Origin of the sequence: Bisbaumannia pacifica (genome assembly GCF_007989625.1) — a bacterium.
Lineage (GTDB): Bacteria > Pseudomonadota > Gammaproteobacteria > Pseudomonadales > Halomonadaceae > Bisbaumannia > Bisbaumannia pacifica.
In genome coordinates this window covers 137,265-160,212 of the sequence record NZ_BJUK01000001.1, presented here as the reverse complement: position 1 = coordinate 160,212, position 22,948 = coordinate 137,265, and the positions used below count along the sequence as shown (strand labels likewise).

Sequence of the window (22,948 nt, the reverse complement as noted above, 5' to 3'; positions counted from 1 at the left end):
AAGTGGCGAGCATAATACCGATTTCGCCGGGTTTTGCAAGCCCTGCCGCCGGCTTTCTAAGGGGAAATCGCCGCAATGGTTGGGTCGAGCGATACCTAAGGCTATACTGCGGCCATGAAACCGACCCTTCCTGCCTCACGCCCGCGCCTCTCGCCCATTTTTTGTTCAAGGATGCCACACGCATGACCCACTGGACGCTCAGCGACGACCCCCACGCGGAACGTGAAGCCCACAAGTACGACAAGCCAGCCCCCAGCCGCGAGTACCTGCTCGCCCGCCTGGAGGAGTACGGCAAACCCATTACCCACGAGAACATGAGCCGCATGCTGGGCCTCGACGACGAGGACCTGATCGAGGCGGTGCGCCGCCGCCTGGCGGCCATGGAGCGGGATGGCCAGGTGCTGCGCAATCGCCGCGGCGCCTATGCATTGATCGACAAGCTCGACCTGATCAAGGGCAAGGTGTTGGGCCACCGTGACGGCTTCGGCTTCGTGCTGCGCGACGACGGCAAGAAGCCCGACCTGGTGCTGCCGCCGCGGCAGATGCGTCGGGTCTTCCATGGCGATCATGTGTTGGTGCGCATCAGCGGTCGCGACCGCCGGGGGCGCGACGAGGCGACCATCGCCGAGGTGATCGCCCGCAACACCCAGACCATCGTCGGCGTCTACCGGGCCAATACCCCGGAATTCGGCGTGCTGATTCCGGAGAATGCCCGTATCACCCAGGAGGTGATCATTCCCCACAGTGCCTGCGGCGGTGCCCAGGACGGCCAGGTGATCTCGGCACGCATCGTCAAGCAACCGGAGACCCGGGTGCAGCCGGTGGGTGAGGTGATCGAGGTGCTCGGCGAGCGCATGGACCCGGGGATGGAGATCGATATCGCCATCCGCAGCTACGAGATTCCCGCCGACTTTCCGCCCGACGTGCACGACCAGATCAGCAGCATGTCGGCCGAGGTGGCCGAGGCGGACAAGGCGCATCGCATCGACCTGCGCGACCTGCCGCTGGTGACCATCGATGACGAGAGCGCCAAGGACTTCGACGACGCCGTCTGTGCCTGGAAGACCAAGTCCGGTAGCTGGAAGCTCGTCGTGGCCATCGCCGACGTCTCCCACTACGTGCGTCCCGGCTCGCCCCTGGACCAGGAGGCGATCGCCCGCGGCAACTCGGTCTACTTCCCCGGGCAGGTAGTGCCCATGCTGCCGGAGCTGCTCTCCAACGGGCTCTGCTCGCTGAATCCGAGCGTTGATCGCCTGGCCATGGTCTGCGAGATGAATATCTCTCAGAGCGGCGCCATCAGTCGCTATCGCTTCTACGAGGCGGTGTTCCAGTCTCATGCGCGGCTCACCTACAACAAGGTGGCGGCGATCCTCGACGAGGAGAGCGAGGACGGCGATGCCCTGCGCCAGGAGTATGCGCCCCTGGTCAAGCCGCTGCAGGACCTGCATGCCCTCTACAAGCTGCTGCGCCAGGCCCGGGAAACGCGCGGCGCCATCGACTTCGAGACCACCGAGACCGCCATCCTCTTCAACGAGGAGCGCAAGATCGAGAAGATCGTCCCGCGTTCGCGCAACGATGCCCACAAGCTGATCGAAGAGTGCATGCTGGCCGCCAACGTGGCCACCGCCCGCTTCCTCGACAAGCATGACCTGCCGGCGCTCTATCGCATTCACGAGAAGCCCTCACCGGAACGCCTCGACAAGCTGCGGCTGTTCCTCAACGAGCTGGGGCTCTCCCTGGGCGGCGGCGACGACCCGACGCCCCAGGACTATCGGGACCTGGCCGAGGCCATCAAGGGGCGCCCGGACGCCGATGTCATCCAGACGGTGATGCTGCGTTCCATGAGTCGGGCGATCTACTCGCCCCAGAACGACGGCCACTTCGGCCTGGCCTACCCGGCCTATGCCCACTTTACCTCGCCGATCCGCCGTTACCCGGACCTGTTAGTGCACCGCGCCATCCGTTCGGTGATCCGCGGGCCGCGCCAGACCAATACGGTGCTGCGTGCCGAGGGCGCCAAGGTGGAGCCGCCCAGCAAGTGGGCGCCCTATACCTTCGAGCAGATGCTCGAGCTCGGCGAGCACTGCTCGATGACCGAGCGCCGCGCCGACGACGCCACCCGCGATGTCGAGGACTGGCTCAAGTGCGAGTTCATGTCCGATAAGCTGGGCGAGGTCTTCGATGGCACCATCGCCTCGGTGACCCAGTTCGGCATCTTCGTGCGCCTCGACGAGGTCTACGTGGAAGGCCTGGTGCACGTCACCTCGCTGCCCTCCGACTACTACCACTACGAGGCCGAGAAGCATCGCCTCAAGGGCGAGCGCAGCGGCATGAGCTATCGCCTCGGCGATGGCGTCACCGTGCAGGTGGCGCGGGTCGATCTCGACGAACGCAAGATCGACTTCGAGCTGGCCGATGACAAGCCGCGTCCCCAGCGCGTGCCGCGGCGCCGCAAGGAGGCGCCGGCCGCCAATGCACCCCGGGAGGCCAAGAAGGACACCCAGGATAACGCCAAGGGCAGGCGGCGCGGGCCGCGGCGGAGTCGCCGCCGGTGAGTGACAAGCGCGGCAACAAAAAGGGTGGCCGTCGCCCCGGTAACGTCGCCCGTGGCCCCCGCTCGAAGGGCGTCGTAGCGACTCCGGCGGGGCTCGATATGGTGCACGGCGTGCACGCCGTCCAGGCGCTGCTGGAGCGCGGCGAGGCGCCCCGGGAACTCTGGGTCCAGGAGGGCGACGCCGGTCGGCGCCTGGCCGAGCTCCTCGAACGGGCCGGGGCCCGGGGGGCTCGGGTGCTGACCCAGCCCCGGGACCTCCTCGATCAACTGACTCAGGGCGCCGCCCACCAGGGCCTCGTCGCCTTCTGCCCGCCCTTGGCCTTCGCCGGCGAGGAGTCGCTGTGGCTGCAGCTGGGCGCCTGGCCCCATGCGGCCCCGCCGCTGCTGCTGATCCTCGATGGCGTCACCGATGTGCACAACTTCGGCGCCTGTTTGCGCAGCGCCGATGCCGCCGGGGCGCATGGCGTCATCGTCACCAAGGACAAGGCGGCGCCACTCAATGCCACGGTGCGCAAGGTGGCCTGCGGCGCCGCCGAGAGCGTGCCGATCTATCAGGTCACCAACCTGGCCCGCACCCTGGCCAAACTCAAGGAGCAGGGCGTGTGGCTGTTCGGCACCGCCGGCGAGGCCGAGGCCAGCGTCTATGACGGTGACTATCGCGGGCCCACCGCCCTGGTGATGGGCGCCGAAGGCAAGGGCCTGCGCCGCCTGACCCGAGAAGCCTGCGACACCCTGGTCAAGTTGCCCATGGCGGGCAGCGTCTCCAGCCTCAATGTCTCGGTGGCCACCGGTATCTGCCTCTTCGAAGCGGTACGCCAGCGCCAGTCAGGCATCGCCCCTAGCCAGTAGTGGGCATGCCCCGATGGCTCCGGTCAGGAGGGACCTCCGGGCAGAGTGGCTCGCTCACCTCCGGGACGAAACCCCGACGCTTCGCGAGCCGGGTGACACGCACAAGGCCGGACCGAGGTCCCTCTCGCCGGCCTTAAATCGACATCCCTGTCGATTTGCGCTACCCGGCTCGCTGCGTGTCGGCGTCCCGGCGAAATCGCTCGCCCACTCTCCCCGGTGGCCGCGTGCCCAGTCTGGGATGAAGTGCAGTTTCCGGCTTGTCGCCCTTGCGTCGCGGGGCGGCAGTCCCTAAAATATTGGCGCCCGTGCGTCCTTCGCGCGGGCGTTAGTGTTTCCACTATCACCTCCTTGCTTCTTCGGGCCTCCGTGCGCCCCAGGAAGCTGTCAAACCGAAAGGAGCCACCATGCGTCATTACGAAATCGTCTTCATGGTCCACCCGGATCAGAGCGAGCAGGTGCCCGCCATGGTCGAGCGCTACACCGGCCTCGTCACCGAGAGCGGCGGCAGCGTGCATCGCCTGGAAGATTGGGGCCGTCGTCACCTGGCCTACCCGATCAACAAGATCCACAAGGCCCACTATGTGCTGATGAACGTCGAGTGCAGCGGCGAGACCCTCGAGGAAATCGAGAACATCTTCCGCTTCAACGATGCCATCATCCGCAGCCTGGTCGTGCGCTGCAAGGAAGCCATCACCGAAGCCTCACCGATGATGAAGCCGGCAGAAGAGAAGCGTCCGCGTCGCGAAGAAAAGCCGCGCAGCGCCGAAACCGCCGAAGCTAACTGATTCCGCACGTCCAGAGGAGATTTACAATGGCACGCTTTTTCCGTCGCCGTAAGTTCTGCCGTTTCACCGCCGAAGGCGTGAAGCAGATCGACTATAAAGACATCGATACGCTCAAGGCCTACGTCACCGAAACCGGCAAGATCGTGCCGAGCCGTATCACCGGCACCAAGGCCCGTTATCAGCGCCAGCTGGCCACCGCTATCAAGCGCGCCCGCTACCTGGCCCTGCTGCCCTACTCCGACAGCCACCAGTAATTCCGGATACGCGATGCTGCCCTTCGCCCGATGGCTGATGCGCGGAACGCCCCAGGCGGTGGCAGCGGCGGCGATCGCCGCCCTGGTGCCGTGGCTGTTCTGGCTGAGCGCCGCCATCGCCGCTTTGGTGACCCTGCGCCGCGGCATGGCACCGGCCCTGCCGGTGATCCTCGCCGCCGCCCTGCCCTCGGGCTGGTGGTGGATGCAGGGGGACGTGATTCCCCTGTCCTGCGTGCTGTTGGCCACCCTGATGGCGGTGGTGCTGCGCGCGCGGATGCGCTGGAGCGAGGCGCTGATCGTCGGCGCCCTGGCCGCGGCGGGGATGGTCCAGCTCGGGGTCTTCGTGCCCCCGGGGGGCGTGGGCCCGCTGCTCGAGCAGCTGCGCCAGGGCTCCGCGGAGGTGGACGCCATGCTCCGCGAGTTGGCCAGCCAGGGCATCGCCACCGAGCAACTGGCGACGCTGCTGGTGGGTGGGGTCACCGGGGTGATGGTGAGCCTGACCGCGGTGGGGTGTCTGGCCCTGGGGCGCGCCTGGCAGGCGGGGCTGTATAACCCCGGTGGCTTTCGCGAGGAGTTCCACGGCCTGCGCCTGGCGCCCCGCGAATTCGCCATCCTGCTGGTGCTGGGCATCGTTGGCCTGGTCCTGGGGCTTCCCGCCCTGGCCATGCTCGCCTGGGTGCCCCTGCTGGTCGCCGGCATCGCGCTGATTCACGGAATTATCGGTATCAAGGGGATGAACGGGCTCTGGTTGGTGGCCTTCTATGTATTGCTGATCGCCACCTGGCCCACGATTCTGATTGTGCTGCTGCTGGCCATGATCGACAGCGTCGCGGATCTCCGCGGCCGCCTGGTCCGCAGCGACTGACAAGAGGTTCACGAGATGGAAGTCATTCTGCTCGACAAGATTGGCAAGCTGGGTGGCCTGGGTGACCAGGTGACCGTCAAGGCCGGTTACGGCCGTAACTACCTGGTCCCGTACGGCCTCGCCGTGCCGGCCACCAAGGACAACGTGGCGGCCTTCGAGGCCCAGCGTGCCGAGCTCGAGGCCCAGGCCTCCGAGCGCAAGGCCGTGGCCGAGGCGCGTGCCGCCGAGCTGTCCGAGATCGAACTCTCCCTGGTCGCCAAGGCCGGCGACGAGGGCAAGCTGTTCGGTTCCATCGGCCCGCGCGACCTGGCCGAGGCCCTGAGCCAGGCCGGTCTCGACGTCGCCAAGAGCGAAGTGCGCATGCCGGAAGGCCCGATCCGTGCCACCGGTGAGTACGACATCGACCTGCAGCTGCATGCCGAAGTCGGCACTACCGTGCGCATCGTGGTGGTCGCCGAGTAAGCGGCCCGCCACTCGCCCCGCCGCCCCAGGCGGCGGGGCAGGAAAGGCCCCGGGGGTTCGTCCTCCGGGGCCTTTCGCGTCTCTGGCGCCGCCGGGAAATCGGGCATGGGGCCAGGCGGTCGCTTGGGGTAGAATGCTCGGGCTCGTCCCGAGCATCGTCGTTCCAGCCAAGGCCCTCATGCGTCATGAATGAATTCGCCGAGTCCGATCAGGAAACCGCCGCCCTCAAGGTGCCGCCCCACTCCCTGGAGGCGGAGCAGTCGGTGCTGGGCGGGCTGATGCTCGATAACCAGGCCTGGGATACCGTTTCCGAACGGCTGACCGCCAATGATTTCTACCGCTACGAGCACCGCCTGATCTTCAATGCCATGCAGTCCCTGGCGGAGGGCGCCCATCCCCTGGACGTGGTGACCCTCTCCGAGGCCCTGGAGAATCGTGACCAGCTGGAGACGGTGGGGGGGCTGGCCTACCTGGCCGAACTGGCCCGCAATACCCCGTCCGCCAGCAATATCCGCGCCTATGCCGATATCGTTCGCGAGCGGGCGACCCTGCGCAAGCTGATCCAGGCCGCCAACCAGGTGGCCGAGAGCGCCTTCGCTCCTCAGGGGCGCCCCGCCGACGAGCTGGTCAACGAGGCGGAGCGGCTGGTCTTCCAGATCAGCGAGGAGCGCCCCAAGTCCGGCGGCGCCATCGGCATGAGCGAGCTGCTGGCCAAGGCGGTGGATCGCATCGACGAGCTGTTCAACCTCAAGGGGCAGATGACCGGCCTCTCCACCGGCTTCCGCGACCTGGACGACATGACCTCGGGGCTGCAGCCCTCGGACCTGGTGATCATCGCCGGGCGACCCTCCATGGGCAAGACGACCTTTGCCATGAACCTGGTGGAACATGCGGTGATCTCCGGCGATAAGCCGGTGATCGTCTTCTCCATGGAGATGCCCGCGGATGCCCTGATGCTGCGCATGCTCTCCTCCCTGGGGCGCATCGACCAGACCCGGGTGCGTACCGGCCAGCTGGAGGACGAGGACTGGCCGCGACTGACCTCGGCGGTCAACCTGCTCAAGGACAAGCAGCTCTTCATCGACGATACCGCGGCCCTGTCACCCAACGAGATGCGCTCGCGGGTGCGGCGCATCGCCCGGGAGCACGGCAATGTCGGCCTGATCATGATCGACTACCTGCAGCTGATGCAGATCCCCGGCTTCTCCGAGAATCGTACCGGCGAGATCTCCGAGATCTCGCGCTCGCTGAAGGGCATCGCCAAGGAGTTCGGCTGCCCGGTGATCGCCCTGTCGCAGCTCAACCGCTCCCTGGAGCAGCGCCCCAACAAGCGCCCGGTGATGTCGGACCTGCGCGAGTCGGGTGCCATCGAGCAGGATGCCGATGTCATCGCCTTCGTCTATCGTGACGAGGTGTACAACGCCGACAACCCGGATAACAAGGGGCTGGCGGAGCTGATCATCGGCAAGCAGCGTAACGGCCCCATCGGCACCGTGCATATGGCCTTTATCGGCAAGTACACCCGCTTCGAGGACCTGGCCCCGGATAGCTACGGCCAGCATATGGGCGAGTGACGAGGCTCGTCCTGGGCGTGATGCCGACTTGAGGCTTGGGCTCGGCCCCGTATAATCGCGACCCTCGATCATCGATAGGAGACAACCATGGCAGGCGGATTTCGACGTGGCGGCCGCAAGCGCACCCCCAAGCTGGAGGGCCGCGGCGAGCTGCAATCCCTGGAGCGGGAGGGCCCCTTCAAGGAGTGGCTGGGCATGCCCGACCTCTACCGCTACCAGCTGGTGGTAGACGGCGAGACCTACAGCTACCAGACCGAGGACGCCGAGCTGCCGGTCAGCGTGGGCGACCGGGTGGTGTTCCGCTACAAGGAGACCAAGGCCGGCAACTGGGTCGACCGCAACTCCCTGGGCAAGGCCATCGACCCTTCCGAGTATCAGTAACCGAGACAACAGCGGCCAAATGGGTGGACCGCAGCCCTCTCGCTCACTGGGCCAGGCCATCGACCCCTCCGAGTATCAGTAACCGAGACCCAGGCGGGCAACTGGGTGGACCGCAGCCCTCTCGCTCGCTGGGCAAGGCCATCGACCCCTCCGAGTATCAGTAACCGAGACCCAGGCCGGCAACTGGGTGGACCGCAGCCCTCTCGCTCGCTGGGCCAGGCCATCGACCCTTCCGAGTATCAGTAACCGAGACCCAGGCGGGCAAGTGGGTGGACCGCAGCCCTCTCGCTCGCTGGGCCAGGCCATCGACCCTTCCGAATATCAGTAACCGACGGTCGGCCGGGGAACCCTCCGGGCAAGGCAAAGGTCATAGGACCACTATCTGAGTGTCATCTCGTTGTCATTTGATGCGTTCAGTGTGCAGGAAAGAGAAACCTGCTTTGCTTTGGAGGGATTATGGATATTCATCATCTGAAGGCCTTCGTGGCCGCCCATGACAATTTCGAGATCCGCGTGATCACGCATTCCGGCAGCCGCTTCTACCAAGTGGAAGTGGAGGACCTGGAAGGCAAGCATGAGCTGCTGACCCGGGCCGGCAAGCCGATGCTGTTCCGCGCCCTGGACGACGTCTACCTGGAGCTCAAGCGCGCCGGCATCCACCGTGCCTACCTGGTGCAGCACGTGCCCCAGGACGAGGTAATCGGCCGCCAGGCTCACTACCACGACCCCCTGACCTCACGCATTCCCCTGGCCTTCTGACGGCCTCCTCCCGTCGCCGTCCACGGCGACGCTCACCTGTCGCACCGCACACTCTCTTATCTTTCTCGCTTATTGGCCCCGGGGCAGCGTTCTCCCCGGCCCAGCCAGCGCCCCAGCCGCAGCCGATGGTGGGCGAAGCCGAGATATCCCCAATCCAGTACCTGGCGTAGCCCTGGTAGCGTACTCAGCCATACCAGGCGCCGATAGCCTAGGCCGTGGTAGAGGGCGCGGCTGGCATCCATTCCCCGATACCAGCGACCCTCGGCGTCGCGTAGGTGCAAGCGCCCCATCAGGGCCTCGACGGTGACGCCCAGTGCCGCGGGATCGAAGTCATCGGCCTGGATATCCACCAGGCGCACCCGCCGTCGCCGCGGATGGCGCGACAACCAGGCCACCTCCCTGAGGCACAGCGGACAGTGACCGTCGTAGAAGAGAGTCACCGGCGTGACCGGGGCATGGGGCGTCATGGCGAGGACTCCCGATACCGATACCCCAGCGCGTGTTGGTGGGCCTGGTCGCCGCCCGCCCAGCGGGGCGCCGTCTCGCAGGCCAGCCCCTCGAGGAAGGCCTCGGCCTGTTGGCGGATGGCCTCGCGCTTGGCCTCGCCCATGCGCTCCAGGCCGGCATAGATCAGCCGCATCCGCGGATTGCTCGCCAGTCGGTCGCGGTGACGCATCAGGAAATGCCAGTAGAGCGCGTTGAGGGGGCAGGCGTGGGTGCCGGTGACCCGCTTGGGATCGTAGCGGCAGTGGCGGCAATGATCCGACATGCGATCGATGTACTTGCCGGAGGCACAGTAGGGCTTGGAGCCCATCAGGCCGCCATCGGCGTGCAGCACCATGCCCAGGGTATTGGGCAGCTCCACCCACTCGCAGGCGTCCGCATAGACCGCCAGGTACCAGTCGCAGAGCGCCTGGGGCGCCACGCCGCAAAGCAGCGCGAAGTTGCCGGTGACCATCAGCCGCTGGATATGGTGGGCATAGGCGTGGTCGCGGGTCATCTCGATGGCCCGCCTGAGGCAGTGCAGCTCGGTGTCGCCGCTCCAGTAGCAGCTCGGCAGGCCACGGCTGGCCTCCAGGTGATTGCCGCGCTTGTAGTCCGGCATCCGGGTCCAGTAGAGGCCGCGCACATACTCGCGCCAGCCGAGGATCTGGCGAATAAAGCCCTCTACCGAGTTCAGCGGCGCGCGCCCCTCGAGGTACTCGCGCTCTGCGGCCTCGCAGGTCTCGCGGGGCGAGAGCAGGCCGAGGTTGAGGGCGGCGGCGAGCCGCGAGTGGAAGAGGCGCGGCGCCTCGTCGCTGATGGCGTCCTGGTAGCGGCCGAAATGGGCCAGGCGCGTCTCGAGAAAGTCCGCCAGCTCGGCCCGGGCCTGGGCTCGGGTCACCGGCCAGTCGAAATCCTCGAGGCGGCCGAAGTGCTCGCCGAAGTGTTCCGCCACCAGCTCGAGCACGTCCCGGGTGATGGCATCCGGGGCATGGCGCAGCGGGGCGGGCAGGGGGGGCGCATCCGCCAGCGGGTGACGGTTGTCGGCATCATAGTTCCATTTCCCCCCCAGGGGGGCGCCAGCCTCCATCAGCAACCCGGTGGCGCGGCGCTGGGCCCGGTAGAAGTGCTCGAGGCGCGGCTGCTTGCGGCCTCGCATCCAGGCGGCGAACGCCTCCGGGGTGGTGTAGAAGCGGTTGTCCTCGAGCAGTCGACAGGGTAGGGGCCCGGCCTCGCGCGCCTTGAAGGCCTCCCACAGTCGCCACTCCCCGGGGCGCACCACGCGGATCTCGTCACAGCCGTAGTACCGGGCCAGGCGCTCGGCTTCCGAGACCAACGACTGGGTGTTGTCCGGGGCGTCCAGGGCGCTGTAGTGCACCCTCAGGCCGCGCGCGCGGAGCTCATCGGCGAAGTGGCGCATGGCCGCCAGCATCATGGCGATCTTCTGGGGGTGGTGGGGCACATAGCGCCCCTCGTCGGCCACCTCGCAGAGGGCGATCACGGCGCCGTCGGGGAGGGCCTGCAGGCTCGGCAGGTCGTGGCTGAGCTGGTCGCCGAGCACCAGGATCAGTGGCTTGGACATGGTCTGACCTGAAGTTATACAAATATTGATGATAGTATAACTTCATTCCGCCTTATCGCGAGCCACTGATACAATGGCTCGCGATTCTATGACCTCGGCGTGCCATGGCCGGTGACGCCACCCCAATCAGGAGCCCCCTATGTCCACCCCCCGATTCGGCGTGATGCTGGTCAATCTGGGCACCCCGGATGCCCCCACCCCCCAGGCCGTGCGCCGCTACCTGGCGGAGTTTCTCAGCGACCGCCGGGTGGTGGATGCGCCGCGCTGGCTATGGTGGCCGATCCTGCATGGGGTGATCCTGCGCTTTCGCCCGCCGCGGGTCGCCAAGGCCTACGCCTCGGTATGGACCGACGACGGCTCGCCGCTGCTGGCCATCGGGCGGCGCCAGCAACGGGCCCTGGGCGAGCGACTCGAGGCCGAGCTGGGCGAGGCCATTCCGGTGGAGCTGGCCATGACCTACGGCAATCCCTCGCTGGTGGACGCGGGGCTCAGGCTGCGTCAGGCCGGTGTCGAGCGGATCCTGGTGTTGCCCCTCTACCCGCAGTTCTCGCGCTCTACCACGGCGGCGGTCTTCGATGGTCTGGCCCGCGCCCTGGCGCGCTGCCCGCACCTACCGGAGCTGCGCTTCGTTCGCGACTACCACGATCACCCCGCCTATATCGGCGCCCTGGCGGCGAGCATCCGCGAGCACTGGGCGGCCCACGACGGCGAGCGCGGCAAGCTGATGTTCTCCTATCACGGCATCCCCAAGCGCTATGCCGACCAGGGCGACCCCTACCCGCGCCACTGCCAGCGCACCAGCGAGCTGGTCGCCGAGGCCCTGGGGCTCGGCGAGGACGACTGGCGGCTCTGCTACCAGTCACGCTTCGGCCGCGAGGAGTGGCTCAAGCCCTACACCGACGAGACCCTCAAGGCCTGGGGCGGCAGCGGCGTCGAGCACGTGGATATCATCAGCCCGGCCTTCGCCGCCGACTGCCTGGAGACCCTGGAGGAGCTGGAGGAGGAGAATCGCGAGAATTTTATCGCCGCGGGGGGCAAGACCTATCGCTATATCCCGGCCCTCAATGACCGCGACGACCATATCGGCCTGCTCGCCGAGCTGGTCAGGACGCATAGCCAGGGTTGGTGAAACGCCCGGCGCCGGGGTTGCCCCGGCGCCGGGTCCTGGGGTTAGCCGTGGCCCCGGTCGGGGTGCGGCACCGGCTTCTCGCCGACCTCCTCCGGGCGCAGCTCCAGCGGCTTGCCGCGGGTCTTGTCGGCGTGGCGCAGCTTCTGGTGCAGGCCGGTCTTGGCCAGCAGGTGAGCGGTGACCGGAGCGGTGATAAACAGGAAGAGGGTGATCAGCATCTCCTGGATATCGGGTTTGCCCTCGGTGACCCAGAAATAGAGCATGGAGGCGATCAGCATGCAGCCGATCCCCAGGGTGGTGGCCTTGGTGGGGCCATGCAGGCGCATGTAGAAGTCACGCAGGTGCGCCATGCCCAGCGAGCCGATAAAGATAAAGGCACCGCCGGCGATCAGCAGCAGCGAGATCACCCCTTCCAGTAACACGAAGACAGTCATAGCGTCCCTTTCCTTCCGCCGCCTACTCGATGATATCGCCGCGCAGCAGGTATTTGCAGACCGCCACCGTGCTGATAAAGCCCAGCATGGCGATCAGCAGCGCCGCCTCGAAGTAGGTCTTGGTATTGAGCCAAAGCCCCAGCAGCACGATCAGGGCGATGGAGTTGACGTACATGGTATCCAGGGCCAGCAGGCGGTCCGGCATGTCCGGCCCCACGGTGAGGCGGTAGACGTTCAGTGCCAGTGCCGCGAGCACCAAGGTCAGGCTGATCCAAAGTGCCGTATCTAGCATTCGTAGATCTCCTTCAGGGGCCGCTCGTAGCGCTCGCGAATCTCCGCGATCAGCGCCTCCTCGTCTTCCACGTCCAGGGCATGAATCAGCAGGGTCTTGCCATCCATGCGCAGGTTGGCGGAGACCGTCCCCGGGGTCAGGCTGATGGTGTTGGCCAGCAGGGTGATGGTGAAGCGCTGCTCCAGCATCAGCGGATACTCGACGAAGGCCGGGCGCATGCGCCGCCAGGGATTGATGATCAGCCAGGAGACCTGCAGGTTGGCGACGATGATGTCACCGAGCACCCGCAGGGCGAAGCGCAGCAGCAGCCAGGGCTTCTGCACATGGGGCTGAGCATCCCAGAAACGCCGGGTGGCCAGCGGGATCAGGACCCCCAGGAGGCCGCCGAGCAGGATATGGCCGAGGGAGAGGCTGCGCACCAGCAGCAGCCAGACCACCAGCAGCAGGATCGTCAGCAGCGGAGTGGGTAGCCAGGAACGGGGAGTGATCATGCCTCGTCTCCGTCAGTGGTCTCGGGCAGCAGGGCGCGGATATGTACGGCGGGCTCGCCGAGTTGCTCCGCGGTGGCCTGGGCGTAGTCGCTGACCGGGCCGGCCAGCACCACCAGCAGCGGCGCCGCGGCGAGCAGCCAGGTCACGCCGAACAGCTGACGCTTGGCCAGCGGCTGCCCGCTGGGCTCGCCTTCGTGGCTGCGCCAGAAGAAGGTCGAGCCGGCCCGGGAGAGGGCCACCAGGCTGCCCAGCCCGGCGAGCAGCAGCAGCGGCCACAGCCACAACTGCTGCTCGGCGCTGGCCGCCTGCATCAGCAGCGCCTTGCCGATGGCCCCGGAGAGCGGCGGCAGGCCGGCCACCGCCGCGCCCCCCAGCAGGAAGAGCACGCCCAGCAGGGAGGCGTTGTAGAGCGGCCGGCCCTTGACGATGCGGGTCCCCGCCTTGCCGCGTTGCTTGCCGATCAGTTCGGCGAGCAGGAAGAGGCCCCCGGTGACCAGGGTGGTATGGGGCAGGTAGAAGAGCAGGGCGGCGGTAGCCGCCTCGCTGCGCATGCCGATACCGGCCAGCAGGGTGCCCACCGAGATCAGCACCAGGTAGGCCACCAGCAGCCGCAGGTCGCGGGCGGAGAGCACCCCCAGGGTGGCCATCACCAGGGTGCCCAGCGCCAGCCACCATACCCAGGGCTGGTCCAGCGCCGCCAGGGCCCCGGCCTGGTCGCCGAAGACCAGGTGATAGACCCGCAGGATGGCGTAGATGCCCACCTTGGTCATGATGGCGAAGAGTGCCGCCACCGGCGCCGGCGCCGCGGCATAGGCCTTGGGCAGCCAGAAGTAGAGGGGCAGGATGGCCGCCTTGAGGCCAAACACCACCAGTAGCATTAGGCCGCCGGCGCTGACCAGGCCGGCCCGCTCGGCGGGCAGGCTGGCCAGGCGCTGGGCCATGTCGGCCATGTTGAGGGTGCCGGTGGCGCCGTAGAGGACCCCCACGGCGATCAGGAACAGCGCCGAGCCGGCCAGGTTGAGCACCACATAGTGCAGGCCGGCCTGGATGCGCGCCTTGCCGCCACCGTGCATCAGCAGGGCATAGGAGGCCAGCAGCAGCACCTCGAAGAAGACGAAGAGGTTGAACAGGTCGCCGGTCAGGAAGGCGCCGTTGATGCCCATCAGCTGCCACTGGAAGAGGCCGTGGAAGTTGCTGCCCTGCTCGTCATCGCCGCCGCAGGCGAAGACCACGCAGCCCAGCGCCAGCAGCGAGGTGAGCAGCACCATCAGCGCCGAGAGGCGGTCGAGCACCATGACGATGCCGAAAGGCGGCTGCCAGTCGCCGAGGGCGTAGTAGGTCACCTCGCCGCTGGCTGCCTGGGCCACCAGGGCGATGCTGATCGCCACCAGCAGGACGGTGGCGGTGACGCCGATGATCCGCTTGGGGCGGGTGGCGCCGCCACGACCGCGCAGCAGAATGATCCCGACCACCAGGGGCAGCACGATGGGCAGGACGATCAGGTGCTGGATCATGACGCACGATCCTCCCGGTTATCCTCGCCATCCACGTGATCGTTGCCCAGGTCACCCCGGGCGCGCATGGCCAGGATCACCGCGAAGGCGGTCATGGCGAAGCCGATGACGATGGCGGTCAGCACCAGGGCCTGGGGTAGGGGGTCGGCATAGTCGCTGGGGCCATCGACGATCACCGCGCCATCGGTGGTCAGGCCGCCCATGGAGAACAGGAAGAGGTTGACCGCATAGGAGAGCAGGGTCAGGCCCACCACCACCGGGAAGGTGCGTCCGCGCAGGGTCAGGAACAGGCCGCAGGCGCTGAGCACGCCGGTGGTCACGGCATAGAGGCTTTCCATCAGTGCTTCTCCTCCTTGCTGGGGCGGTGGGGCGTGGTCAGCTTGCCCAGGTTGGCGAGGATCATCAGGGTCGCCCCCACCACCGCCAGGTAGACCCCCAGATCGAAGAGCATGGCGGTGGCCAGCTCGATATCGCCGATGGCGGGAATATGGAAGTGACCGAAGGCCGAGGTCAGGAAGGGCCGCCCGAACAGCCAGCTGCCCAGGCCGGTGAGGGTGGCGATGGCCACCCCGGCGATGGCCACCGGCTGATACTGGAAGTCGAGGCGCTGCTGGGTCCACTCCACCCCGCGGGCCATATACACCAGGATCAGCGCCACGGCGGTGATCAGGCCGGCGATAAAGCCGCCGCCGGGCAGGTTGTGGCCGCGCAGGAAGATAAAGGCCGAGACCAGCAACGCCAGGGGCAGCAGCGCCTGGGAGACGCTGGTCAGGATCAACGGGTAGCGGTCCGGCGACCAGACGCGTCCCTCGCCGTCACTGTGGGGCATGAACAGGCGCAGGCGATTGAGCAGCTTGAAGATCGCCAGGCCGGCCAGGGCCAGCACGGTGATCTCGCCCAGGGTATCGAAGCCGCGGAAGTCCACCAGGATGACGTTGACCACGTTGTGGCCGCCGCCGCCGGGTACGCTGTTGGCGATAAAGAAGTCCGAGATGCCGTGGTTGTCGCGGGTCAGCACCGCATAGTTGAGGCTGGCCACCACCATGCCCAGGGACGCGGCCAGGCCCAGGTCGCGGATATTGCGCCCCGCCGAGGACTCCCGGGGGGTCTTCTGGGGCAGGAAGAACAGCGCCAGCATCAGCAGGATCATGGTCACCACCTCCACCGAGAGCTGGGTCAGCGCCAGGTCGGGGGCGGAAAAGCGGGCGAAGGTCAGCGACACCACCAGGCCCACCACCGAGAGCATCAGCAGCGAGATCAGGCGGTAGCGGTGGGTCGCCACGGTGCCCAGGGCGCCGAAGATCATCAGCGCCGCGCCCAGCAGCAGGATGCCATCGGCCTCCTGGGTGGGACGCGCGCCGGCCAGGCTCGGCAGCTGCAGCAGGCCGATGGCCCCCAGCAACAGCGCCGCGCCCAGCAGCCAGCTCATGTAGCGCTGCAGGGAGCCGTTCTCCAGGCGGACGGTCAGGCGCTCGCTCCAGGTCATCAGCCGCTGCACGGCCCCCTCGAAGATCAGGCGCGCGTCCATGGGGGAGAACTGGCGGCCGAACTGGCGGAGGTGGGCATGCAGGGCATAGAGCAGGACCCCGGCGATCAGCGCGATCACGCTCATCAGCAGCGGCAGGTTGAGGCCGTGCCAGATGGCCAGGTGGAACTCCAGCGGAGTCAGCAGCACGGCCTCGACGGCCAGCCCCAGGGGCACCTCGGCGATCACCGGCAGCAGCCCCACCAGGACGCACAGGGCCGCCAGCAATTCCACCGGGGCGCGCATCAGGCGCGGCGGCTCATGGGGCGACTTGGGCGGCGCCTTGCGCGCCGGCTTGAAGAAGACCGCATGCACCAGGCGCAGCGAGTAGGCCACCGAGAGGATGCCGCCGAGGGTGGCGAGCACCGGCAGCAGCCAGCTCAGGCCGCCCAGCAGCGGCGAGGCGGCGGCCTCGGCGAAGAACATCTCCTTGGAGAGGAAGCCGTTGAACAGCGGCACCCCGGCCATGGCCGCGGCGGTGAGGCTGGTCAGCAGGGCGGTGACCGGCATCGCTCGGCGCAGCCCGCCCAGGCGCCCCAGCTCGCGGGTGCCGGTCTCGTGGTCGATGATCCCGGCGCTCATGAACAGCGCCGCCTTGAAGGTGGCGTGGTTGAGGATATGAAAGAGGGCGGCGAGGATCGCCAAGGGACTGCCGATGCCCAGCAGCACCGTGATCAGGCCCAGGTGACTCACCGTGGAGAAGGCCAGGATCGCCTTGAGGTCGGTCTTGAGCAGGGCGAACCAGGCGCCGTAGAGCAGCGTGGCCATGCCGGTCAGGGTGACGATCAGTTCCCAGGCCTCGCTGCCGGCGATGGCCGGATGCAGGCGCGCCATCAGGAAGATCCCTGCCTTGACCATGGTCGCCGAGTGCAGGTAGGCGGAGACCGGGGTCGGCGCCGCCATGGCGTGGGGCAGCCAGAAGTGGAAGGGGAACTGCGCCGACTTGGTAAAGGCGCCGAGCAGCACCAGCACCAGCATGAGCGGATAGCGCGGGTCGGCGAGGATCGCCTCGCGGCTCTCCAGCACCACGCCCAGGTCGAAGCTGCCCGCCATGTCGCCCAGCAGCAGCAGGCCCGCGAGTAGCGCCAGACCCCCGGCGCCGGTCACGGTCAGCGCCATGCGTGCGCCCTTGCGAGCGTCGGTCCAGTGGGACCAGAAGCCGATCAGCAGGAAGGACGACAGGCTGGTCAGCTCCCAGAACAGCCACAGCAGCAGCAGGTTGTCCGCCATGACGATGCCCACCATGGAGAGCATGAAGAGCATCAGGAAGCTGTAGAAACGCGCGAAGGGCTCGTGGGCCTCGAGGTAGTAATGGGCGTAAAGCAGGATCAGCAGGCCGATGCCCAGGATCAGACTCACGAAGAGCAGTGACAGGCCGTCGAGGCGGAAGGCCAGGTCGAGGCCCAGTTGCGGTACCCAGGCCAGCTGGAAGCGTGGCAGGTCGCCGGCCAGCAGGGCCGGTACCTGGGAAAAGACCAGCAGCAGGGCCAGTATGGCCGGGGCCGCCGTGGCCAGGCTGCAGAAGCGGCGTCCGCGCTGCCGGGTCAGCAGCGGGACCACGACGCCAAGCAGGGCCAACAAGGGAATCCATGGCAAGATCATCGTTCGGTCGTCCTGGGTGGCTCCGAAAAACGTGGGTTTGATACCGGTTATTTCGCGTCGAGGCAAGGTCGCGGGGTGCCGTTGGCACATGCCTTGCTGGCGTCGAGGCCGCCCTACTCTACAGTAAAGGGGCCGGGGCGCCGAGCCCTACACTTGCTCGGCAGCCCCTTGAATCGCTAGAGTTTACCTCACCGTTTCGCTGGCGCATGGCTCCCAGCGACCCGCGGAATCGACCCCGTTTCTCCCGGCAGCCGGTGTCCGCATGGCCCGCCGAGGGACCGACAGAGGAGCGTCGTTATCGTGCAATTCGCCGTGCTGGGGGGCTTCGTCTTGGCGGCCTTCGCGCCGCTGCTGCATCGTTGGTTCGGCGAACGAACCGGCTGGGTCCTGGCCCTGTTGCCCGGGGCACTGCTGCTCTGGCTGCTGGGGCAGCTGCCGACGGTGGTGGCCGGCGAGACCCTGGTCTTCGAGCAGGCCTGGGTGCCCGGCCTGGAGATCACCCTGACCTTCCTGCTCGACGGCCTGTCGCTGCTCTTCGCGCTGCTGATCAGCGGCATCGGCGTGCTGGTGCTGATCTATGCCAGCGGCTACCTCAAGGGGCACCCCGACCTGGTGCGCTTCCATGTGGTGATCCTGGCCTTCATGATGTCGATGCTGGGGCTGGTGCTCGCCGACAACCTGGTCAGCCTGTTCGTCTTCTGGGAGCTGACCAGCATCACCTCCTACCTGCTGATCGGCTTCAACCACACCGATCTCGAGGCGCGTAAGTCGGCCCTGCAGGGACTCTTCGTCACCGTGGGCGGTGGCCTGGCGCTGCTCGCCGGCCTGATCCTGCTGGCCCTGGCCGGCGACAGCTGGTCGCTGCAGGAGCTCACCGGGCGCGGCGAGCTGCTCCGCGGCCACGACCTCTACCTGCCCATCCTGCTCTGCCTGCTGGCCGGCGCCTTCACCAAGTCGGCGCAGTTCCCCTTCCACTTCTGGCTGCCCAATGCCATGGCGGCGCCGACCCCGGTCTCCGCCTACCTGCACTCGGCGACCATGGTCAAGGCGGGAGTCTACCTGCTGGCGCGGCTCTCGCCGGCCCTGGGCGGCACCCCCGCCTGGGAGGCCTGGCTGTGCCTGATCGGCGCCCTGACCATGCTCACCGGCGCCTTCCTGGCCCTGCGCCACACCAATATCAAGAAGCTGCTGGCCTACTCCACGGTGATGGCGCTGGGCACCCTGACCCTGCTGCTGGGCATCGGCAGCGAGCAGGCCATGGTGGCCTTCGCCACCTTCCTGCTGGCTCACTCCCTCTACAAGGGGGCGCTGTTCATGGTCGCCGGTATCCTCGACCACGAGACCGGCACCAAGGATATCGCCCTGATGGGCGGCCTGCGCCGGGTGATGCCGGTCACCGCCCTGTGCGCCGCCGTCGCCGCCCTCTCCCTGGGCGGGGTGATCCCGCTGTTCGGCTTCGTCGCCAAGGAGCTGCTGTTCGCCGCCGCCTGGGAGGGCGGCTGGCGCGACCTGCTGCTGCCGGCGACCCTGATCGCCGCCATCCTGACCCTGGCGGCGGCGGCCATCGTCGGCATCCGGCCCTTCTTCGGCGAGCGCCGCGAGTTGCCCCGGGACCCCCACGAAGGGCCCGGGACCATGCTGCTGGGGCCGGTGCTGCTGGCCGGGCTGTCGTTGCTGCTCGGGCTCTGGCCCGGCGCCGCCGAGGGCTTGGTGGCGGCCACTGCCAGCAGCGTCGGCGGGGCGCCGGTGGCGGCCTCTCTCTACCTCTGGCATGGCATCAATGGCCCCCTGCTGCTGTCGCTGGTCAGCCTCGCCCTGGGCCTGCTGCTGTTCCGCCACTGGGCGCGCTGGCGCGCCGCCCTGCGCCCCCTGGAGCCGTTGATCCAGCGGGGCCCCGAGGCGCTGTATTTCCGCCTGATGGATGCCCTCGTCGAGGTCGCCGAGTGGCAGACGCGGCTGTTGCAGAACGGCTATATGCGCAACTACCTGGTGATGATGCTGCTGGTGCTGGTGGGGCTGACCGGGGTGACCCTCTTCGCCCGCCACGAGCTGCACCTGGCCGTCGCCCTGGACGTGCAGCTGCACGAGGCGCTGGTGGTCGGCCTGATGGTGGCCGGGGCGGTGATGGCCTGCGTGCTGCGGGCGCGCCTGGCGGCGGTGGCCTCGGTGGGGGTGATGGGCTTCTGCATCGCCCTGACCTTCGTGCTGTTCAGCGCCCCGGACCTGGGCATCACCCAGTTGCTGGTGGAGACCCTCACCGTGATCCTGCTGATCCTGGTGCTGTTTCGCCTGCCGCGTTTCGCGCGCCTCTCCTCGCCGCTGGAGCGGGTCCGCGACCTAGTGGTCGCCGCCGCCACCGGGGGCCTGATGACCCTGCTGATCCTGCAGGTGGTAAGCATCGATCCCTTCTCCAGCATCTCCGACTACATGGTGGCCAACAGCCAGCCCCTGGGGCATGGCCACAATATCGTCAACGTCATCCTGGTGGACTTCCGGGCCCTGGACACCCTGGGCGAAATGTTCGTGCTGGCCCTGGCCGCCATCGGCGTCTTCGCCATGCTGCGCTTCCATGCCGGGGAGTACGAGACGCGCGACCGCCAGGCGCGGGGGGAGGTCGTGGATGATTAGATCGGGCACCCTGATCCTGCACGTGGCGGCACGCCTGCTGATGCCGCTGCAGTTGCTGTTTTCAGTGTTTCTCCTGCTGCGCGGCCACGACGAGCCGGGGGGTGGCTTTATCGCCGGCCTGGTGGCCTCGGGGGCCTTCGCCCTCTACCTCTTCGCCTTCGGTCCCCGGGCCACCCGGCAGATGCTGCGGGTAGCCCCCCAGGACCTGATCGGCCTGGGACTCTGCCTGGGGGTGATCTCGGCGCTGCCGGCCTGGTGGCAGGGGCAGCCCTTCCTGACCGCCCAGTGGTGGACGATTCCCTGGATCGACTTCAAGTTCTCCACCCCCTTGATCTTCGATATCGGCGTCTACCTGGTGGTCCAGGGCTCGGTGCTGATCGCGGTGCTGGCGCTGATGGAAGGGGACAGCGAGGAGGTGAGCCATGACTGATCACCGTGCAACCACGGGAGGTGTGCCATGGAACCCTTGATGGCCCTGGCGATCGGCATCCTCTATGCCACCGCCATCTACATGATGCTGCGGCGCTCCATCGTCAAGCTGGTGATCGGCCTGATGCTGCTCTCCAACGCCGCCAACCTGCTGATCTTCGCCTCCGCCGGCATGCGCCGCGGGGCCCCGCCGCTGGTGCCCGAGGGCGCCACGGCGCCGCTGGGTCTGGTGGCCGACCCCTTGCCCCAGGCGCTGGTGCTGACCGCCATCGTGATCGCCTTCGGCGTGCTCTCCTTCGCCGTGGTGCTGATTCGCCGGGCCTACGAGATCGTCAAGGCCGATGACCTGGACCAGATGAAGGATACCGATACGTGAATCCCGAGGTGGCACTGCCGATCCTGATTCCGCTCTTCTCCGGGGCCCTGTCGCTGCTGTTCTGGCGCCTGCGCAGCATGCAGCGCCTGGTGGCGGTGGCAGGCACCGCCGCCCTGCTGATCACCAGCCTGTGGCTGCTGGCCTCGGTGAGCCGCGACGGCATCCAGGTCATGCACATGGGCAACTGGCCGGCGCCCTTCGGCATCAGCCTGGTGGCCGACCTGCTGGGCGCCATCATGGTGGTGCTCACCGGCATCATTGGCTTCGCCGTGGCGCTCTTCTCGCTGGCCACCGTCGGCCGCGGTCACGAGGCCTTCGGCTACTTCCCGCTGATGCATCTGCTGCTGGCCGGGGTGGCGGGGGCCTTCCTCACCGGCGATATCTTCAACCTCTATGTGTGGTTCGAGGTGATGCTGGTGGCCTCCTTCGCGCTGCTGATCCTGGGCAGCGAGAAGGCGCAGATGGAGGGCGCCATCAAGTACGTGGCCCTGAACCTGCTCTCCTCGGTGATCTTCCTCAGCGCCGTGGGGCTGCTCTACGGCCTGGTGGGTACCCTCAATATGGCCGATATCGCCCAGCGCCTGGGGCAGCTGGAGGAGGGCGGGCTGGTGGACGTGCTGGCGATGATGTTCATGGTCGCCTTCGGCATCAAGGCCGCCGCCTTCCCGCTGTTCTTCTGGCTGCCGGCCTCCTACCACACGCCGCCGGTGGCGGTCTCGGCGCTGTTCGCCGGCCTGCTGACCAAGGTCGGGGTCTACGCGCTCTACCGGGTCTTTACCCTGATCTTCAATCAGAGCCCCGACTACACCCACGAGATCCTGCTCTGGGGGGCTGGCCTGACCATGCTCACCGGGGTGCTGGGCGCGGCGGCCCAGTTCGAGTTCCGGCGCATCCTGTCGTTCCATATCGTCAGCCAGATTGGCTACATGATCCTGGGACTGGCGCTGTTCACGCCGCTGGCCCTGGTAGGCGGCGTCTTCTACATCATGCACCACATCATCGTGAAGACGAATCTGTTCCTGGTCAGCGGCTTCGTCCATCGCCTCAAGGGCAGCTACCAGCTCAAGAAGCTCGGCGGCCTCTACAAGAGCCACCCCTGGCTGGCGGTGCTGTTCCTGATTCCGGCCTTTTCCCTGGCCGGGCTGCCGCCCTTGTCGGGCTTCTTCGCCAAGTTCGTGGTGATCCGCGCCGGCCTCGAGGCCGAGGCCTACGGGGTCACCTTCGTGGCGCTGCTGGTGGGCCTGCTGACCCTTTACTCGATGGTCAAGATCTGGGCCGAGGCGTTCTGGAAGGCCGCCCCGGAGGACGCCGAGCCCGCCCCGGAGGCCCCCTCCCAGCGCGAACAGTGGCTGCTCTACCTGCCCATCGTCGGCCTGGCGCTGTGTACCCTGGCCATCGGCCTCTACGGGGCGCCCATCTACGCCCTGGCCGAGGCCTCGGCGGCACAGCTGATGGACCCCGGCCGCTATATCGAGGCGGTGCTGGGCACGGAGGTGACGCCATGATCGGCGCGGCCTGGAACCTGCTGCTGACCCTGGCCTGGGTGGTGCTGACCGGCGACTTCTCCGGCCTCAACCTGCTCGCCGGCCTGGTGTTCGGCTATCTGGCCCTGGCGCTGATCCAGTCCCAGGTGCCGGGGCTGGCGGGCTATGCCCAGCGGGTGCCGCGCTTGCTGCTCTTCGTGGGCTTCTTTATCAAGGAGCTGGTCACGGCCAACCTGCGCGTCGCCTTCGATATCGTCACCCCGCCCTGGCACATGCGCCCCGGGGTGATCGCCATGCCGCTCACCGCCAAGACCGACTTCGAGATCACCTTCGTCGCCAACCTGATTTCGCTGACCCCGGGCACCCTCAGCCTGGATGTCTCCGATGATCGCCGGGTGCTGTATATCCACGCCATGTTCCTCGATGACGAGGAGTCGCTGCGCGACGGGCTCGCCGAGATGGAACGCCGCGCCCTGGCCCTGTTTCGCTGATAAGG

The 22,948-nt window shown here is 67.5% G+C and carries 23 protein-coding genes; 15 read left to right on the top strand and 8 right to left on the bottom strand.

Going from position 1 to position 22,948, the window contains the following annotated elements:
• The first annotated feature begins 182 nt into the window (after nucleotides 1-182).
• The 9 genes from rnr to HPA02_RS00700 all read left to right on the top strand — a co-directional run bounded on the left by rnr (nucleotide 183) and on the right by HPA02_RS00700 (nucleotide 8,483).
• Nucleotides 183-2,555, top strand: a complete 2,373-nt coding sequence (rnr, locus tag HPA02_RS00740) for a ribonuclease R (protein WP_146800867.1) — start codon at nucleotides 183-185, stop codon at nucleotides 2,553-2,555.
• Nucleotides 2,556-2,653: 98 nt separating this feature from the next.
• Complete coding sequence (rlmB, locus tag HPA02_RS00735; protein WP_146800890.1) at nucleotides 2,654-3,403, top strand: 23S rRNA (guanosine(2251)-2'-O)-methyltransferase RlmB; 750 nt, start codon at nucleotides 2,654-2,656, stop codon at nucleotides 3,401-3,403.
• 404 nt (nucleotides 3,404-3,807) lie between these two features.
• Nucleotides 3,808-4,188 (top strand): 30S ribosomal protein S6, encoded by a 381-nt coding sequence (gene rpsF, locus HPA02_RS00730; RefSeq protein WP_146800865.1) that lies wholly within the window; start codon nucleotides 3,808-3,810, stop codon nucleotides 4,186-4,188.
• Between the two features lie 26 nt (nucleotides 4,189-4,214).
• Nucleotides 4,215-4,442, top strand: a complete 228-nt coding sequence (gene rpsR / locus HPA02_RS00725; protein WP_146800863.1) for a 30S ribosomal protein S18 — start codon at nucleotides 4,215-4,217, stop codon at nucleotides 4,440-4,442.
• A 13-nt stretch (nucleotides 4,443-4,455) separates the two neighbouring features.
• Nucleotides 4,456-5,307 (top strand): hypothetical protein, encoded by an 852-nt coding sequence (locus HPA02_RS00720; RefSeq protein WP_146800861.1) that lies wholly within the window; start codon nucleotides 4,456-4,458, stop codon nucleotides 5,305-5,307.
• A gap of 15 nt (nucleotides 5,308-5,322) precedes the next feature.
• On the top strand, nucleotides 5,323-5,769 hold the full coding sequence (gene rplI, locus HPA02_RS00715; RefSeq protein WP_146800859.1) for a 50S ribosomal protein L9: 447 nt from the start codon (nucleotides 5,323-5,325) through the stop codon (nucleotides 5,767-5,769).
• Nucleotides 5,770-5,954: 185 nt separating this feature from the next.
• Nucleotides 5,955-7,343, top strand: a complete 1,389-nt coding sequence (dnaB, locus tag HPA02_RS00710; protein ID WP_146800857.1) for a replicative DNA helicase — start codon at nucleotides 5,955-5,957, stop codon at nucleotides 7,341-7,343.
• Between the two features lie 87 nt (nucleotides 7,344-7,430).
• Nucleotides 7,431-7,724, top strand: a complete 294-nt coding sequence (locus HPA02_RS00705) for a hypothetical protein (protein WP_146800855.1) — start codon at nucleotides 7,431-7,433, stop codon at nucleotides 7,722-7,724.
• Nucleotides 7,725-8,180: 456 nt separating this feature from the next.
• Nucleotides 8,181-8,483: a DUF6482 family protein gene (locus HPA02_RS00700; protein WP_146800853.1), complete on the top strand. Its 303-nt coding sequence runs from the start codon at nucleotides 8,181-8,183 to the stop codon at nucleotides 8,481-8,483.
• Between the two features lie 56 nt (nucleotides 8,484-8,539).
• On the opposite strand, the gene HPA02_RS00695 is transcribed toward HPA02_RS00700, so the two are convergent.
• Nucleotides 8,540-8,950: a thiol-disulfide oxidoreductase DCC family protein gene (locus tag HPA02_RS00695; protein ID WP_146800851.1), complete on the bottom strand. Its 411-nt coding sequence runs from the start codon at nucleotides 8,948-8,950 to the stop codon at nucleotides 8,540-8,542.
• On the bottom strand, nucleotides 8,947-10,548 hold the full coding sequence (locus HPA02_RS00690; RefSeq protein WP_146800849.1) for a cryptochrome/photolyase family protein: 1,602 nt from the start codon (nucleotides 10,546-10,548) through the stop codon (nucleotides 8,947-8,949). The genes HPA02_RS00695 and HPA02_RS00690 overlap by 4 nt, the downstream gene beginning before the upstream one ends.
• A gap of 139 nt (nucleotides 10,549-10,687) precedes the next feature.
• On the opposite strand from HPA02_RS00690, the gene hemH reads away from it, so the two are divergent.
• Nucleotides 10,688-11,677 (top strand): ferrochelatase, encoded by a 990-nt coding sequence (hemH, locus tag HPA02_RS00685; protein WP_146800847.1) that lies wholly within the window; start codon nucleotides 10,688-10,690, stop codon nucleotides 11,675-11,677.
• Between the two features lie 41 nt (nucleotides 11,678-11,718).
• On the opposite strand, the gene HPA02_RS00680 is transcribed toward hemH, so the two are convergent.
• Genes HPA02_RS00680 through HPA02_RS00655 form a run of 6 tightly spaced genes read right to left on the bottom strand, consistent with a single transcriptional unit; the run spans nucleotide 11,719 to nucleotide 17,535 of the window.
• Entirely contained in the window at nucleotides 11,719-12,111 is a 393-nt protein-coding gene (locus HPA02_RS00680; RefSeq protein WP_146800845.1) for a Na+/H+ antiporter subunit G, read from the bottom strand.
• A gap of 22 nt (nucleotides 12,112-12,133) precedes the next feature.
• Complete coding sequence (locus HPA02_RS00675) at nucleotides 12,134-12,403, bottom strand: K+/H+ antiporter subunit F (RefSeq protein ID WP_146800843.1); 270 nt, start codon at nucleotides 12,401-12,403, stop codon at nucleotides 12,134-12,136.
• Entirely contained in the window at nucleotides 12,397-12,894 is a 498-nt protein-coding gene (locus tag HPA02_RS00670) for a Na+/H+ antiporter subunit E (RefSeq protein WP_146800841.1), read from the bottom strand. Before HPA02_RS00670 ends, HPA02_RS00675 begins: the two co-directional genes overlap by 7 nt.
• Nucleotides 12,891-14,408 carry a monovalent cation/H+ antiporter subunit D gene (locus tag HPA02_RS00665; protein WP_146800839.1) on the bottom strand — a complete coding sequence of 506 codons (1,518 nt, stop codon included), beginning with the start codon at nucleotides 14,406-14,408 and terminating at the stop codon, nucleotides 12,891-12,893. The genes HPA02_RS00670 and HPA02_RS00665 overlap by 4 nt, the downstream gene beginning before the upstream one ends.
• Entirely contained in the window at nucleotides 14,405-14,746 is a 342-nt protein-coding gene (locus tag HPA02_RS00660) for a Na+/H+ antiporter subunit C (RefSeq protein ID WP_146800837.1), read from the bottom strand. The genes HPA02_RS00665 and HPA02_RS00660 overlap by 4 nt, the downstream gene beginning before the upstream one ends.
• The gene (locus HPA02_RS00655) at nucleotides 14,746-17,535 is read right to left on the bottom strand and encodes a monovalent cation/H+ antiporter subunit A (protein WP_146800835.1); all 2,790 of its coding nucleotides are present in this window, start codon (nucleotides 17,533-17,535) and stop codon (nucleotides 14,746-14,748) included. Before HPA02_RS00655 ends, HPA02_RS00660 begins: the two co-directional genes overlap by 1 nt.
• Nucleotides 17,536-17,835: 300 nt before the next feature.
• Between HPA02_RS00655 and HPA02_RS00650 the strand changes: the two genes are divergently transcribed.
• Genes HPA02_RS00650 through HPA02_RS00630 form a run of 5 tightly spaced genes read left to right on the top strand, consistent with a single transcriptional unit; the run spans nucleotide 17,836 to nucleotide 22,943 of the window.
• Nucleotides 17,836-20,163, top strand: a complete 2,328-nt coding sequence (locus HPA02_RS00650; protein WP_146800833.1) for a putative monovalent cation/H+ antiporter subunit A — start codon at nucleotides 17,836-17,838, stop codon at nucleotides 20,161-20,163.
• The gene (locus HPA02_RS00645; RefSeq protein ID WP_146800831.1) at nucleotides 20,156-20,593 is read left to right on the top strand and encodes a Na+/H+ antiporter subunit B; all 438 of its coding nucleotides are present in this window, start codon (nucleotides 20,156-20,158) and stop codon (nucleotides 20,591-20,593) included. The genes HPA02_RS00650 and HPA02_RS00645 overlap by 8 nt, the downstream gene beginning before the upstream one ends.
• 27 nt (nucleotides 20,594-20,620) lie before the next feature.
• Nucleotides 20,621-20,968: a Na+/H+ antiporter subunit C gene (locus tag HPA02_RS00640; protein WP_146800829.1), complete on the top strand. Its 348-nt coding sequence runs from the start codon at nucleotides 20,621-20,623 to the stop codon at nucleotides 20,966-20,968.
• Nucleotides 20,965-22,473: a Na+/H+ antiporter subunit D gene (locus HPA02_RS00635; RefSeq protein ID WP_146800827.1), complete on the top strand. Its 1,509-nt coding sequence runs from the start codon at nucleotides 20,965-20,967 to the stop codon at nucleotides 22,471-22,473. Before HPA02_RS00640 ends, HPA02_RS00635 begins: the two co-directional genes overlap by 4 nt.
• Nucleotides 22,470-22,943, top strand: coding sequence for a Na+/H+ antiporter subunit E (locus HPA02_RS00630; protein WP_146800825.1), 474 nt, complete (start codon nucleotides 22,470-22,472; stop codon nucleotides 22,941-22,943). Before HPA02_RS00635 ends, HPA02_RS00630 begins: the two co-directional genes overlap by 4 nt.
• Nucleotides 22,944-22,948 lie beyond the last annotated feature (5 nt).